Source organism: Aliterella sp. E5.1 (genome assembly GCF_057473825.1).
The window spans coordinates 131,447-145,738 of sequence record NZ_JBYCCV010000001.1; the positions used below are offsets into that span (position 1 = coordinate 131,447).

Annotated in this window: 13 protein-coding genes; 10 read left to right on the forward strand and 3 right to left on the reverse strand. The window is 44.9% G+C overall.

The window, feature by feature from the left end; genetic code table 11:
- Positions 1-29: 29 nt before the first annotated feature.
- Positions 30-158 carry a hypothetical protein gene (locus tag AC2VE5_RS00650; RefSeq protein WP_486885848.1) on the forward strand — a complete coding sequence of 43 codons (129 nt, stop codon included), beginning with the start codon at positions 30-32 and terminating at the stop codon, positions 156-158.
- 22 nt (positions 159-180) lie between these two features.
- Positions 181-396 carry a pentapeptide repeat-containing protein gene (locus AC2VE5_RS00655; protein WP_486885849.1) on the forward strand — a complete coding sequence of 72 codons (216 nt, stop codon included), beginning with the start codon at positions 181-183 and terminating at the stop codon, positions 394-396.
- A 267-nt stretch (positions 397-663) separates the two neighbouring features.
- Here the strand turns inward: AC2VE5_RS00655 and ilvN are convergent, their stop codons facing one another.
- Positions 664-1,182, reverse strand: coding sequence for an acetolactate synthase small subunit (gene ilvN, locus AC2VE5_RS00660; RefSeq protein ID WP_486885850.1), 519 nt, complete (start codon positions 1,180-1,182; stop codon positions 664-666).
- Between the two features lie 215 nt (positions 1,183-1,397).
- On the opposite strand from ilvN, the gene AC2VE5_RS00665 reads away from it, so the two are divergent.
- Positions 1,398-1,754 (forward strand): BON domain-containing protein, encoded by a 357-nt coding sequence (locus AC2VE5_RS00665; RefSeq protein ID WP_486885851.1) that lies wholly within the window; start codon positions 1,398-1,400, stop codon positions 1,752-1,754.
- Between the two features lie 41 nt (positions 1,755-1,795).
- Here AC2VE5_RS00665 and AC2VE5_RS00670 read toward each other — a convergent pair whose 3' ends face one another.
- Positions 1,796-2,617: a response regulator transcription factor gene (locus AC2VE5_RS00670; RefSeq protein ID WP_486885852.1), complete on the reverse strand. Its 822-nt coding sequence runs from the start codon at positions 2,615-2,617 to the stop codon at positions 1,796-1,798.
- A gap of 2 nt (positions 2,618-2,619) precedes the next feature.
- The gene (locus AC2VE5_RS00675) at positions 2,620-4,524 is read right to left on the reverse strand and encodes a scytonemin biosynthesis sensor histidine kinase (RefSeq protein ID WP_486885853.1); all 1,905 of its coding nucleotides are present in this window, start codon (positions 4,522-4,524) and stop codon (positions 2,620-2,622) included.
- 1,035 nt (positions 4,525-5,559) lie between these two features.
- On the opposite strand from AC2VE5_RS00675, the gene scyA reads away from it, so the two are divergent.
- The 7 genes from scyA to AC2VE5_RS00710 all read left to right on the forward strand — a co-directional run bounded on the left by scyA (position 5,560) and on the right by AC2VE5_RS00710 (position 14,253).
- Positions 5,560-7,428 (forward strand): scytonemin biosynthesis protein ScyA, encoded by a 1,869-nt coding sequence (scyA, locus tag AC2VE5_RS00680; RefSeq protein ID WP_486885854.1) that lies wholly within the window; start codon positions 5,560-5,562, stop codon positions 7,426-7,428.
- A 38-nt stretch (positions 7,429-7,466) separates the two neighbouring features.
- Positions 7,467-8,528, forward strand: a complete 1,062-nt coding sequence (scyB, locus tag AC2VE5_RS00685) for a tryptophan dehydrogenase ScyB (RefSeq protein WP_486885855.1) — start codon at positions 7,467-7,469, stop codon at positions 8,526-8,528.
- Positions 8,529-8,531: 3 nt separating this feature from the next.
- The gene (scyC, locus tag AC2VE5_RS00690; protein ID WP_486885856.1) at positions 8,532-9,494 is read left to right on the forward strand and encodes a scytonemin biosynthesis cyclase/decarboxylase ScyC; all 963 of its coding nucleotides are present in this window, start codon (positions 8,532-8,534) and stop codon (positions 9,492-9,494) included.
- Between the two features lie 4 nt (positions 9,495-9,498).
- On the forward strand, positions 9,499-10,737 hold the full coding sequence (locus AC2VE5_RS00695; RefSeq protein ID WP_486885857.1) for a ScyD/ScyE family protein: 1,239 nt from the start codon (positions 9,499-9,501) through the stop codon (positions 10,735-10,737).
- A 90-nt stretch (positions 10,738-10,827) separates the two neighbouring features.
- Positions 10,828-12,207 carry a ScyD/ScyE family protein gene (locus tag AC2VE5_RS00700; protein WP_486885858.1) on the forward strand — a complete coding sequence of 460 codons (1,380 nt, stop codon included), beginning with the start codon at positions 10,828-10,830 and terminating at the stop codon, positions 12,205-12,207.
- A gap of 87 nt (positions 12,208-12,294) precedes the next feature.
- Complete coding sequence (gene scyF / locus AC2VE5_RS00705) at positions 12,295-13,452, forward strand: scytonemin biosynthesis PEP-CTERM protein ScyF (RefSeq protein ID WP_486885859.1); 1,158 nt, start codon at positions 12,295-12,297, stop codon at positions 13,450-13,452.
- Between the two features lie 138 nt (positions 13,453-13,590).
- The gene (locus AC2VE5_RS00710; protein WP_486885860.1) at positions 13,591-14,253 is read left to right on the forward strand and encodes a PEP-CTERM sorting domain-containing protein; all 663 of its coding nucleotides are present in this window, start codon (positions 13,591-13,593) and stop codon (positions 14,251-14,253) included.
- Positions 14,254-14,292 lie beyond the last annotated feature (39 nt).

Genomic DNA, 14,292 nt, shown 5'->3' on the forward strand with positions numbered 1-14,292 from the left:
TCGCTGGGACTCACATGGACGATGTGGAGATGGCTAATGTTGACTTGAGTGGGATCGATCTAAGTAACAGCAGTTTCGGGCAAATGTATATGGTGGGAATTAATTTGAGCGGAGCCAAACGTCCGTGGTACTATTTTTGGGCTATCCTGTCTCAATAATGCTAACCTCAGTGGAGCCGATTTGACCGGAGGTAGCCTTAGTTTTTCTAGCCTGATTGGAACTAATTTTACCAACGCTAAGTTGATTGGTGCCTATCTCGGCTCGGCTGATATGTTTCTTACTGACTTTACTGGTGCTAATTTGACTGGAGCCGATCTTGAGGATGCTTACATGGAGGAAGTTATCTTTTGCAATACTATTATGCCTGATGGCAGCCTCCGCACTGATAATGTCTGAACCGAAAGATAAAGTTGCTAAGTTAGTCTGTAAGTTGCCACACGTAGCGATCCCCCCTAACCCCCCTTAAAAAAGGGGGGAAAATAGTAGTATAAAAGTTCATTATTTGAAGGAAACCTTGGGGAATCTGAGAGGATGTCTTAAAAGTTCTTTAGGTGGTAGGCGATCGCTTATATCTCCTATTTAAAGGGACGCTCAGAGTTTCCCCCCTTTAAAAGGGGGGATCTGCCCGCTAAAAACCATACCTTTAATTCCCCAGTACAATCCCTAAACTTTCGCTTGCAAAGATTTAAGTAACTCGGTATTGACTCCCGATTCGCGGGTAAGGGCAATTTTGCCAGTACGGGCAATTTCTCGCAGCCCAAACTTTTCTAATACTTGCACGATCGCTACCATCTTACCGGGATCGCCTACTACTTCCAATGTCAGCGAATCTTCCGCTACATCTACTACTCGCGCTCGAAATATTTGCGCGAGTCCGACAATTTCCGAACGGTTGGTGCTACTTGCGTTTACCTTCAACAGCATCAATTCTCGCTCTACACAAGGAATCTCGGTAATATCTTGAACTTTTAGTACGTTGACAAGCTTGTATAGTTGCTTCGTCAACTGCTCGATGATCCGTTCATCCCCAGGTACAACCATAGTAATTCGAGACATTCCCCCTTGTTCGGCGGCTCCTACGGCTAGGCTTTCAATATTGAAGCCGCGACGGGCAAATAAACCAGCAATTCGGGAAAGAACCCCTGCTTCATCTTCGACTAGAACGGACAATGTATGTTTCACGGCTATTAGGGCTTGATTTTATGCGATCGCGTACCGCCAGCAAAGCGATTAGCTTCAATTTCTCGCAGCACCGTTTTAGCACTTTATTCTAGCTCGATTGCGTCACAAGAATTGAGCATAAAAAAAATAAAGCTTTTCTCTTTGTAGATGGATGTGGGGAGAGAATAAATTATGCTTATTTAAAGTTATGTCTATGTAAAAAGAGAAAGATAATTATGGGTTGGTTAAAACGCCTGTTTGGAATGGAAAAACCTCAAAATGCGCCTTCCTACACCCCAGCACAGCAAGCTGCTCCTCAAGCGCAAGCGGCGGCTACCGAGTCTATTCCTCCCGAACGTATGGGACTTAGTGGTGAATACGACCAAAGCGGACTAGCCAAGCGGGTAGCTTTGGAATTTGATGAGGAGCCAGATTTAGATGATATTGAGACAATATATGTTGCTCAAACTGGTAGCGTTGTTGTTTTGAAGGGCAAAGCTCCGAGTCAACAAGTCCTCAATAAGATGGTTTCTGTAGCTCAAAGAGTTAATGGTGCAACCCAAGTAAATAGCGACCAAGTAGACATTGGCTAAAGCATAAGTAGCGGTTAGCTAACCGCTACTAACACAACTACTCATGCCATGCTCATTGCTGGTGTGGAAAGATTTTGCTGCACCTTCCGCCATGCTTGGGGTGGCGCGCCGTGATGCTGGCGAAATTGGCGGGAAAAATGACAAGTATTTTGATAACCCAAAGCGTTAGCAATTTGTTCTACAGATTGGTCGGTACTTTGTAGTAAAGAACGGGCTGCCACCATGCGACGCTCGACAATCCACCGATTTACAGTATGTCCAGTCTGGCTACCTACTCGGTTGGTGAGGTACGCTGGGGAATAACCAACTGCCTGAGCAACATCGCACAATGTAATCGGTTGGTGGTAATTGGCTTCAATAAATTTGAATACTTCTTGCAGTTCGGGGGCGGTGGGAAAAATTGACTGATTGACGATCGCTTCTTTTGCCTTTTCCGTTGCTGGTAGCGCCGACTTGTTTGCATACCACGAACGCAGACTTGCCTGTTTTTCTAATCGAGCAGCGATCGCTTTTAATAGTTCTTCAACCGTAGTTGGCTTAGTTAAATAATCATCAGCGCCTAATTCCATTCCCTTGCGTAGATCGGCTTTACTGACACTAGCTGTTAGAAAAATAAAGGAAGTGATTTTTGTAAGCGGATTTTGACGCAAAGCGGTAAGCACGCTATAGCCATCAAGTTTTGGCATAGCAACATCGCAAACAACTAAATCGGGTAAGTGCTTTTGAACTTTAGCAACCCCATCTAAGCCATCTTCTGCACCTATAGTGCTAAAACCTTCTGAGTCTAAGCAATCCATAAAGATGTTGCGGGTTCGTGCATCATCTTCAATTACTAAAATTTTTGCTGGTGATAGTTGGCTCATTTTTAATTACTCAGGTTATTTTTTGTTGTTTCTGAGGGTAGTACGACAGTAAATGTACTGCCCTTACCCACTTCACTAACTACAGAAATGCTCCCGCCATGAACTTCTACGAGCATTTTCACCATTGATAGTCCTAGCCCCGTACCTGGGATTTCACCTACATTGCTGCCCCGTTGAAATGGCTCAAATAGGTTTAGGCGATCGCGCTCTGGAATCCCAATTCCGGTATCGTTAACTTGAAAACTTATACCTGTCTCCGCCTCCGCGATCGCAAATTCGATCGTGCTATCGGCGGGCGCATACTTGATTGCATTGGATAGCAAATTGGATAAAATTGGCTCCAACAATTTCTTGTCTAAGTAAACTTGGTGATCGCAATTATTTATCAAAGCAATCTGTTTTTGGTTGCTAGTCGTTAACTGCATTTGTCTAACTAAATCGCGGCAAAATTGGTCTAAATCTAGCTCTTTTGGCTCAAAACTTAATTTCGCAGCTTCAATCTTGCCGAAAAACAATATCTCGTCTAATAACTGCCCTATTTGTTCTACAGCGAGTTGAATGTGCGCTAGATACGGTAGTTGTTTGTCTTCAGTCCATTGATGGACGTGGCGCTTGAGTAAGTCTGCGGAGAAGGAAACAATATTTAACGGTGTGCGAAATTGGTGGCACAACATTGATACAAAATGCTCTTTTAGTTCGCTTAGTTGTTTTGCTTGCTCTAGTGCTTGGCGTACTTCTGCTTCGGCATTTTTTTGTTTAGTAATATCAATGGCTGTAATCAGTTCCGCAGGTAAGCCACCAAATTCGAGTATTCCTACGGAACAAGCCAACCAGCGCCATTCACCATTTTTGTTTACTAATTTAATTTCCTGGTACTGCGGTTTATTGCTTTGCTTTGTCTTGGGTGTTTGTTGAATTATTAGCTGAGATAATTTGAATTTGTCACTTAGTAGTTCCTCTTTTGGATAACCTGCGATCGCTGCCATTGCCGAATTGACGTAATATAGGCGCGAGTCTCTAACTATAAAAATAATTGCTTGCGTTGTCTCTGCTAATGCGCCAAGCCCATTTTTATTATCTCTTAATGCTTCTTTAGTTAATAAGTTAAATTCACTAATATCCCAGATACTCCAAACTCTACCGATAATTTTTCCGGCTATTAGTTGCGGTTTAGAATGGTGGGCAAAAGTTCGACCATCGATTAATTCTAAGATGTCGTAAGTTTCATTGTCCGACTCAATTGGTGCTTCCCACACAGCTTTACGAAACGCTTCTGGGTCTTTGACTTGGTTTTCAAAAAAGCTTTGGCTATGGGGGCATTTTTTAGAAAGTACTACTCCTTGGGGAACTTGCCACATATCTACAAATTTTTGATTGTAGCTAAGGATTTCTCCTGCATAGCTGAGGGCGACAATGCCGTTTGCTGTAGATTCTAGAGTTGATTGCAGCAAAGAAAGCGAGGTTTTTAATTGAGTTTCTGTCTGCTTTAGCTGCCAAACTTCCTGGCGCAAATGTTGGTTTGTTTTAATTAGTTTTGCCGCGCCTTCTTGTACCTTTATGGCTATAGTTTCGTCAACTTTTTCTTTGACAAATAGGTAACAAAATTCTCTATTGCGTTCCTCTGCATAGTTAATGACAACCTCTACAGGAACTATTTGCCCGTTTTTTGTTCTATAGTAAGATGTTGAATTTAGACTGCCTTCTTGCTGTGACTTCTGCCAATACTTTAACCATTTGGCGGTCGCCCAATCTGGTTCAATGTCTGCCAATTTTTTTGACAACAATTCTTGGCGAGAATATTTTGTCAGATTGCAAGTTGCATTGTTTACATAGAGAATTTTTCCGTCCGCTCCTACACACAAAGTTGCATCTAGCACTCGATCTACAAGTGCTTTTGTCAGTTGCAATGGGTTTAACTCTATTTGTCTTGAAGTTTCTTTTGAGTTGGATTGAACTGAAATACAGTGATTGCTCACCCCCGAATGCCCTCCTTTCTGTTTTTTCAACCAACGAGCGGTGCTTTTTAGGTCATTTTTGCCAATCTGATAGTTGCATGACTCTTGAAACAGCTTAACAAAGCTTTACAGTAATGCTGCATCTTATTAGTATGCAATATGTCTAAGATATGTACAATTTAAGAAAAATTTTAATCTGCGTTAAGGAAACCTACTTGCAGCAAAGTCAAAGCAGTTTGTCAATCTACTTATTAATTAGGTTATCGAGTAAAACCTCAGCTAGGGTAAGTGCGATCACTTTATTGACAGCAATTTTCACGTTTTATTATTATGCCTTTCTCAACATTAGTGTACTGTCTATACCAAGCAACTTTACTTAATAATGATTTCTGCATTTTTACTCAATACGAGTTTGGACAACAAGCAATTTAAGCTTTTTTAGTGGTTTTTCTTGTAACATAATCTTCTTTAAATAGCTGTATCCTCGCTCGAAAGGCACAAAACCTGATAAGCAGTCAGGTGTCTAAAAGCACATTAGCCAGCAAGGCAACTTAAGTTACGCAGATTGCCTAGCAAATCTTAGCAATTTCGTCTTATGTAACAAAAAATACAATTTATTTGCATTGAAGTTATTGCTCTTTTCAAGTAACTATCAAAGGGAATAAATTTTAGACTTGAGTAAAGGCAAGGTTTTCAGCCTCAGAGAATCAAAAGAATTGACATAGCAATCAAAAAAATATTCATTGCAGCCCCATGCAACAATCTCGTACATTTGTTGCTTGAAGCACCACGTTAGGTTTGCATCTATCGTAAAAATCATTGAGTCAAAATTGTTGAGATTTGTTTAGTCACCTGAGCTAAAGCAGAACTACTCGACCATTTTCACCTTAAACCGAGTATTTGATATTACTTATTCTCGCCGCTAGTCAAGTGCTACTAGCATCTGCCCTGAGTCCGGCTGCAAATTTTACGAGTAATTATAAAGCAATGACCGAAAACTATACTCGCGCAACGCCAATCGGCAATGGATCTTACAAACAATTGGAACCCAACACTCTATTAGAAGCACAATCCGATCCTACTTACGCTTACCTCCAACCTACAGAAGTAGGCGCTAATGCAGATATTGAACCCCAGCTTGATGCAGAGCAAGTTGCCGCTCCTACTGTAGCGGCGGCAGTAGTTGCGATGCTAGAAAAATTGGGCGTAGGCTGCGCGTTTGGGGTTGCTGGGGGTGCGATGGCAACGCTTTGGGGTTCTTTGTCGAACAGCCTCATGCAAGTATCGAACTTTCGCCATGAGGGGGGCGCAGCCTTTGCTGCCGTAGAAGCTTACTTCGCGACAAATCGCCCTACAGTAGTTTTTACTACCGCCGGACCCGGAATTACCAATGCTCTTACGGGACTATTTGCGGCTCGTGGTGAAGGCGCTAAAGTGATATTTTTATCTGCCTGCACCTCTGCGCCACAGCGAGGTAAGTGGGCAATTCAAGAAACTACAGCTTATACCCTACCGACTGAGGGGATATTTACATCTGGGGCATTGTTCAACTATGCAACTACGGTAGAGTGTGCCGCCCAACTACCGCAGATTTTTCGTAGGCTTGCTTTGGGGTTGTCGCAACCAGGAGGCTTTGTCGCGCATTTGAGCATACCTACCGCCGTGCAAACGAGCCTAGTAGAGCAAGAATTGCCGAGATTGGACTTAGAATGCGATCGCGCAATTCCCAGCAGAGACACAATTTCCAAGTGCGTAAGCTTGCTTACAGAAGGACGCTTTGCGATTTGGGTAGGCTTTGGTGCTAGGGGAGCCGCCGAGGAGATTCGTACCCTCGCCGAAACAACGGGCGCTGCCGTTATGTGTTCGCCTCGTGCGAAAGGTATTTTTCCGGAAAATCACCCGCAATTTGTTGGGGTGACTGGTTTAGGCGGGCATTCGTCAGTAATGACGTATATGCAGGAACAAGCACCTTTACGGATATTGGTATTAGGGACGCGCTTGGGTGAACCAACTTCCTTTTGGAGTCAAGCAATGGTTCCAAGAGGTGGATTTATTCACGTAGATATCGATCCTCAAGTTCCAGGAGTTGCTTATCCTAACGCAGAAACCTTGCCCGTACAGGCAGATATAGAAGTATTTGTGCAAGAGTTATTGGCGCAAATGCCAGCAACAAAGGCAAAAAACTTATCTCTGCCTAATCCCGAAGTCGAGGCAATCCCACCGGGTACAGACAATTTAGTCCGCCCTGAAGTGCTGATGGCAGCGATTCAAAAAGTCATAGTTGAAGGCAGCGACGCGGTAGTGATGGCAGAATCGGGCAACTCCTTTACTTGGTCAACTAACTTGCTGCGATTTGATCGCGCTGGGCGTTACAGGGTTAGTACGGGAGTAGGGGCAATGGGTCATACAGTCACAGGCGTTGTCGGCGCGGCGATTGCCCGCAAGGGTTTAGCAGTAGCGATTGTTGGTGATGGGGCGATGCTGATGAATAACGAAATTAGTACCGCCGTAAAATACAAGGTTCCAGCAATTTGGATCGTGCTAAACGATGCTCGATACAATATGTGCTTCCAGGGAATGAAGTTATTAGGACTAACAGGCGCAGATGCGTTGATTCCTGAAACAGATTTTGTCACCATAGCGCGTGGGATGGGAGCCGACGGCGTGCGCGTCACCACCGAATCAGACTTAAATGCAGCACTAGAAAAAGCGATCGCCTTTAATAAACCTTTTGTGATCGATGTAGTCATCGATCCTAGCCGCCCCGCACCTTCTAAAGGGCGCAATCAAGGCTTGGCGGCGCAAGGAGTCAAGGCTACTAACACAGCGAAACAAGTCTCCTTTCCTTTGGTTTAATCGTTCTACAGCTAACTGCTTTTAATTGGAGAGCTACCGTGAAGCTTTTTGAAACTATAGAAGAAATGGGTCACGAGCAAGTTCTCTTTTGCCACGGACGAAATCCAGCGATTAAAGCAATTATTGCCATCCACGATACAGGCTTGGGTCCGGCGATGGGAGCAACCCGGATGCTTCCTTACGTTGACGAAGCAGCAGCTTTAAAAGATGTGTTGCGGCTTAGTCGTGGGATGACTTACAAAGCTGCTTGCGCCAATATTCCTGTAGGCGGCGGCAAAGCAGTAATTATTGCCAATCCTGAAAATAAATCAGACGGGCTATTTGAGGCTTATGGGCAGTTTATTGAAAGCTTGAAAGGGCGCTTTATTACCGGACAAGATGTCAATATCACACCTCAAGATGTCTGCACCATCCGCCGCCAAACTAGCTACGTAGTTGGGACTTCAGAAAAATCTGGAGGACCTGCGCCGATTACTGCTAGAGGCGTGGTTCTGGGCATTAAAGCCGCCGTCAATTTCCGCTTACAAAATAGAGGACTTGAGGGCTTAAAAGTTGCCATTCAAGGCTTGGGAAATGTTGGCGGAAATCTTTGCAAGTACCTAAGCGAACATGGTGTTGAACTATACGTCACCGATGTTAGCCGTGAAAAAACCGAGCAAATAGCTTCGTTGTACGGAGCCAAAGTTGTCCCCCCTGATGAAATTTATGGTCAGGACGTTGATGTATTTGCGCCTTGTGCTTTGGGTGGAATTTTAAATAGCGAGACAATCGCGCAAATTAAAGCACCTATAGTCGCCGGGGCAGCAAATAACCAGCTAGAAAACGAGCAACTGCATAGCCAAGCCTTGAAGTCGAAGGGAATTTTATATTGCCCCGATTATGTCATCAATGGCGGCGGACTTATCAACGTTTATAACGAAATGATTGGTTATGACGAAACCAAAGCATTTCAACAACTAAACAATATTTACGACACTTTGTCAGAGATTTTTGTGATCGCTCAAAAAGCAGAAATTACTACCTATGAAGCTTCTCGGCTTTTGGCTGAGGAGCGAATTAGCAAAGCTAAAAGTCTCAAAAACAAAGGTTTAAAGGAGTAATCAGTGGAAAAAAATACATTTGCTACCTCGGCTTTTATTGCCACTTCCCCAGAGACAGCTTTTGACTATCTCTGCAAGTTACAAAATCTAGACGAGTGGACGCTATTTAGCCGCATGATCGAACAAATTGATGAAGATACCTGGCTGGGTACGGCTTCTGGTTATCAAAACAATTTGTACTATCACATCAAAAAGCTGCAACACCCGCTTTTTTACGGCATAGAGTGGCATTGCGGAGTTGAATACAACCAATACTTTAAAGTTTATCCCGTGCTATTGTTTCCTCCCGACTATATAGAACCGGGAACTGACGAACAAGGGGTTTATTTCCACTGGTTGAGCTTTGTCGATCCTATTCGCCGCCCGCCGATGATTATGGAGGGTATTCATACGGTACATAGTTCTGAGTGTCGTTCTTTAAAGGGCAATTTGGAGCGCAAAGCTGGGCTTACCCAAGCAGCCAAAGGACGCTACTACCTTGATGTAGATACCATGTACATTGATGCACCAGTCGAAATGGGTGTTGAGTATTTAAAAGATGTCCGCAATCTAGATGAATGGGCGCACTTATTGCATCCCCAAGGCGATATTTCCCCTGAAAGCGGTGAATTTACAGATGAGTACGGACAAAAAGTCATAGCTACTTTCCGCCTCAATAGTTTGAGTAAGTATTACTTGCTTGAGCAGGAATATTTTTATCCTGACTATAACTATTACCAACGCTCTCCCGCAGTTTTGATTCCTTGTGCTTATGCTTTTAACGATCCATCAGCATCAGGATTTATTCAGCACCGGATTAGTTTTTGGAAAGTGGGCGAAGATCTGCCCCATGGCAAGCTGCAAATTGAAGACTACGGCGCTGAGAGCATGAACATCAAGCGCACCCTAGAAGCCAAAGCTGGCAACACTGAAACCTTTGCCCGTGGAATGAGCTATATTCCCCGCTCCTTGGTAGGTGCGAAATAGCGTTATGAGACTGAAGCTAGTTATTTTAGCTATTTTTACAGGGTGCATCGCTTTATCTCCGCAAGCTGTACTAGCAGCAACCTTCTCGCTAGTTGCAGAGGGTTTAGACAATGCTAGAGGGTTGAGCTTTGCTCCTGATGGCACTCTTTACGTTACTGAAGCTGGATCGGGCGGTACGGGGGCTTGCGTTCCCTCGCCAACGGGGGGCAACTTGTGCTACGGCACTAGCGGCGCGGTAACGAAAATTGCCAATGGCACTCAAGAGCGCGTCCTCACAAATTTGCCTTCAATAGCTTTAGCTGATGGTACTAGCTCCTTTGGCGCTCAAGATATCAAGTTTGATAATGCAAGCAATCCTTACGTATTGATTGGCTATGCTGCCGATCCGGCGTTAAGAGATACTACCCTAAATAGTCCGGATCTTGGCAAGCTAGTTCTGGCAGACTTTACTACCAATTCGTGGCAAGAAGTCGCTGATTTCTCTAACTACGAACTAGCTAATAACCCCGACAATGCAGATATCGGTAGCAATCCTACAGCTTTTATTCTCAATGGTGACAAAGCGATCGCAGTTGATGCTGGAGCCAATGCTTTACTAAGTGTTGGCATCGATGGCAGCAACCTAAAGGCGATCGCCACTTTTCCTCAAGAAATCTTAAATAATCCAGTCTTTCCACCTTCTGATTCTGCACCTTTTGACCCCACTCAAGTCCCATCACCGGACGAAGCGCCCACTGCCGAGTTTGCCATCCAAGCTACACCCACAGGAGTAGCTAAAGGTGCTGATGGCGCTTACTATGTCAGTCAATTTACTGGTTTTCCGTTTCCAGAAGGTGGAGCCAGGATCTTTCGCATCGATCCTGACGGGGAAACCAGTATCTACGCTGACGGATTTACGCAACTGACAGACTTGGAGTTTGATGCCCAAGGCAACTTGTATGCCTTGCAGTACGCCAACGAGTCAGCCTGGAAGGGGAATTTTGATGGCTCGGTAATTCAAATTGCCCCCGACGGGACGCAGACAACTCTCCTAAGCGGAAATGGGCTAGTATCGCCTTCTAGTTTGGCAGTTAGCCCAGAGGGTGAAGTCTATGTCACCAATCAAAGCGATCGCCCTGGTGCAAGTCAAGTTCTAAGAATTGGTAATGCAAAGCCCGTCCCCGAACCTACTTCTATGCTTGGCATTTTAGCCTTTGGCGGTTTGGGAATCAAAAAGTGGCGCAAGCGACTTTTCAATCGTTAAGAACGAATGTAGCTCTTTACAGAGCTTGTTGCGTGCCACTTCCCAATCGCTCAGATTCCACAAAACGCTACCAGTAAATTGTCGAAAAATATGAAATTCAAGTTATCTGCTCTTACTATTTTCTCTTTTTGTTTAGCTACAGTTGCTGGAATACCTGCCGCCCAAGCAGCATCGCTAACTACAATTGTTTCTGGAGTTAGCAACGCGCGGGGTGTGAGCTTTGGTCCTGATGGTACGCTCTACGTAGCAGAGCCAGGTGTGGGTGGCGATGGTAATTGCCAACCTTCTCCAAGCACCCTATTTCAGCCAATTTGCGCGGGTAATACAGGTTCTGTTGTCAGAGTTAAAACTGATGGTCAAACCGATCGCATATTCCAAAACTTTCAGTCTTTAGCAGAGCAACCTTCGGGCAACCAAGGCGCGGGTCCTTCAGACTTGCAGTTTGATTCCTATGGTAATGCTTACTTACTTACAGGATATGCTGGTTATCCAGGAAACCGCGATACTGAAACTCTGGCTTTGGGTTCGCAGTATCCAATCCCAGAGACGCAACTAGCTACTTTTCCGCCATCCACTCCAGATTCAGTTTTGAATACCTCGGACTTAGCAAAACTGTTTAAAGCTGACTTGAACACCGGAGAACTAACAGAGATTTTTGACTTTGGCAAATATGAGATTGTCAATAATCCTGATGGTCAAGATGTAGTTACCAATCCCTATGACTTAACTATTAGTGGCGATACAGCTTACGTTATTGACGGTGGTGGCAACGTAGCCTACAACGTCAAGCTCGATGGCAGTGAGGTAGAAGCAACAGCACTGCCTCTAAACGTTATTACCAACCCACAACTTCCAGAATTGCCACCAGGAGCAGAGTTGCCACCAGGACTAATTAATTTCTTGCCTCCAGATGAGAACGGCAACACTCGCATATCAATTCAATCAGTACCTACAGGGGGGACAATTGGTCCCGATGGTGCTTTGTATGTTGGTGAATATTCTGGCTTTCCTTATCCACAAGATAAAGCGCGGATCTTCCGCATTGGGGAAGACGGCGTACCAACAGTTTTTGCTGAAGGGTTTAATGCGATTACTGAACTAACCTTTGACAAAGAAGGCAATTTGCTAGTTTTGCAATTTAGTGATACTTCACAGTTGACAAGCCCAGATATCACAAGCTTGCCAGGATCTTTAATTCAACTGGCTCCTGATGGAACGCGCACAACTTTAGTTGCTGCGGGTGAAGGGCTAGAGTCGGCTGATGGTCTTACCATTGGTCCAGATAACCAAATCTACGTTACTACACGCGGTGTTGGTCCAGAAAACGGCAGTGTTGTACGAGTAGGTAGAGGCGCAGAACCTGTACCTGAACCTACTTCTGTATTAGGAATATTAGCTTTGAGTGCTGCGGGGGTTGGTTCTAAGTTTAAAGGTAAGTTCAAACAGCTAACTCAAAAAGTTAAAGCTTAATTAATAAGGGCGATCGCACCTTACTGGCGTTAGGGCGATCGCTTTGCCTAGCGCGTACAAACTATACACCATCAGGAGTTACAGATCATGGGATTCATCAAAAATTTGTCATTAGTCGTTGCAACAAGTGGCTTGATGCTAGCGGTAACAACTGAAGCCCAAGCAGTTAGTCTCAGCTACGATAGTTCCATCGGCAGACCAGCTAACTTCGCCGCAGGAGAAACTCCGTTTACTCCAGGTACGATTGCCATTCCCCAAGGCATTGCGGTACAGGAAGAAACAGGGAACGTCTTCGTGGCTAATGACGTAACCGATCAAATCCAGGTGTTCAATTCTGAGGGTAATTTTCTTCAAGCCTTTGGCGGTACGGGTAGCGGGCCTGGGCAATTTGACGGGCAATCAGCGATCGCATTTGAACCGAATACTGGAAATTTCTATGCGGGTGATGTCAACAACAACCGGATTAACGTATTCGATCCCCAAGGTAACTATCTCAAATCCATTGCTCAAGGTCAATTTAGCGGACTAATTGAAGGTAGACCTTTCTTCGGTCCATCGGGGATTGTATTTGACAATAACGGCAATGGATTCGTGGGTGACTATAGTAGCGATCGCATCCTGAAATTTAATTCAGATGGCGAAATAACTGGTTCTATTGGCAGCAACGGCACTGCGCCAGGACAATTTCAAGGTCCATCAGGCATAGCAACTACGCCAGAGGGGAATTTAGTTGTGACTGACCAGTTCAACAACCGCATTCAAGTGATCGACCAAGAAGGCAATGCGCTTCAAACTTTCGGCAAACAAGGCACTGGAGAGGGAGAGTTCAATCAGCCGATTGATGCTGAAGTGGACGAGAAAGGCAACATCTACGTGACGGATTCTATCAATAGCCGCGTCCAGGTATTCGATAAAAATGGTAACTTTCTGAGTGCATTTGGCGAACCTGCCCGTGATGCAGAAGGAAATGTCGTACCACCTTTAGCGTTGGGCGCACCCTCTCCCTATGGCGATCCCCTAGACCTCGAACCAGGTAAGTTTAATTGGACGGCAGGTTCAGACCTAAAAGATGACAAGCTCTATGTAGGCGACTTCTTCCAAGGTCGCGTTCAAGTATTGAATGTAAATAGAGGCGCAGAACCTGTACCTGAGCCTTCTTCTATGCTTGGCTTAGCTGTTTTGGGTGGTGGTGCGATCGCAGGCAAATTAAAGCAACGTCAAAAACAAAAAGCAGTGAAGGCTTAAGCGCCATATAAAAAGAGGAGCATAGCCAAGATAGCTTGAATTTCTTTGCTCCTCCTACAAACAAGAGCAGATAATAACTGCGCTCAAATTGGCTGTCTACACAAATTTTTGCACTCAACCCAATAAGGAGTAAGACAAATGGCTGATGATACAACCACTGGAAGCAATACTCAAGACCTAAATGAACTGTTACGTCAATCACCCTTTGGTCCATTGTTGGATATTGAAGGGGTTGGCGGTGAGAGGCTCACAGTACAGGATATTTTTGGTAATCTTGGTGCGCCCGGTGGTGGCAATGCTTTTGCGGGTGGCGCTGGTCTTGATGAAAATTCGCCCTACGGTGGCAATCCTTTTGCGGGTGACAATTTCTGGAACTTGTTTGCTGGTGGGGTAAATCCTTCTAACACTACAGGCAGCAATCCTTCGGGCGGTGGGATGCCTGGTGCGCCTTCGGGTGGCGGGATGTCTGGTGCGCCTTCGGGTGGCGGGATGCCTGGTGCGCCTTCAGGCGGTGGTGGAATGCCTACTGGTGGTAGTAATGGTACTCCAGTCAATCCTTTTGCTAATGACGACAGCTTTTGGGAGATTTTTGGTGGCGGCGTAAATCCTGAAGAATTTTCTAGTAGCAATATACCCGCTTTTGGTGGTGGCGACAGCCCTGTAGGATTGCCAGGAAGTGGCTCTACTACCCCAGTTCCCGAACCTTCCTCTGTGTTGGGTTTAGCGGTAATAGGTATAGGAATCGCTGCTACTAAGTTTAGACAACACCAACGAAAAACAGCAAGAGTTTTTAACAAATAAAAGTACTCGCATTCAAGATTGAAAGGCAAATAATAAGTT

Coding starts and splice junctions, on each gene's coding strand:
- AC2VE5_RS00650 (WP_486885848.1), top strand. CDS start 30: ATGGCTAATGTTGACTTGAGTGGGATCGATCTAAGTAACAGCAGTTTC.
- AC2VE5_RS00665 (WP_486885851.1), top strand. CDS start 1,398: ATGGGTTGGTTAAAACGCCTGTTTGGAATGGAAAAACCTCAAAATGCG.
- AC2VE5_RS00670 (WP_486885852.1), bottom strand. CDS start 2,617: ATGAGCCAACTATCACCAGCAAAAATTTTAGTAATTGAAGATGATGCA.
- scyA (WP_486885854.1), top strand. CDS start 5,560: ATGACCGAAAACTATACTCGCGCAACGCCAATCGGCAATGGATCTTAC.
- AC2VE5_RS00695 (WP_486885857.1), top strand. CDS start 9,499: ATGAGACTGAAGCTAGTTATTTTAGCTATTTTTACAGGGTGCATCGCT.
- AC2VE5_RS00700 (WP_486885858.1), top strand. CDS start 10,828: ATGAAATTCAAGTTATCTGCTCTTACTATTTTCTCTTTTTGTTTAGCT.
- scyF (WP_486885859.1), top strand. CDS start 12,295: ATGGGATTCATCAAAAATTTGTCATTAGTCGTTGCAACAAGTGGCTTG.
- AC2VE5_RS00710 (WP_486885860.1), top strand. CDS start 13,591: ATGGCTGATGATACAACCACTGGAAGCAATACTCAAGACCTAAATGAA.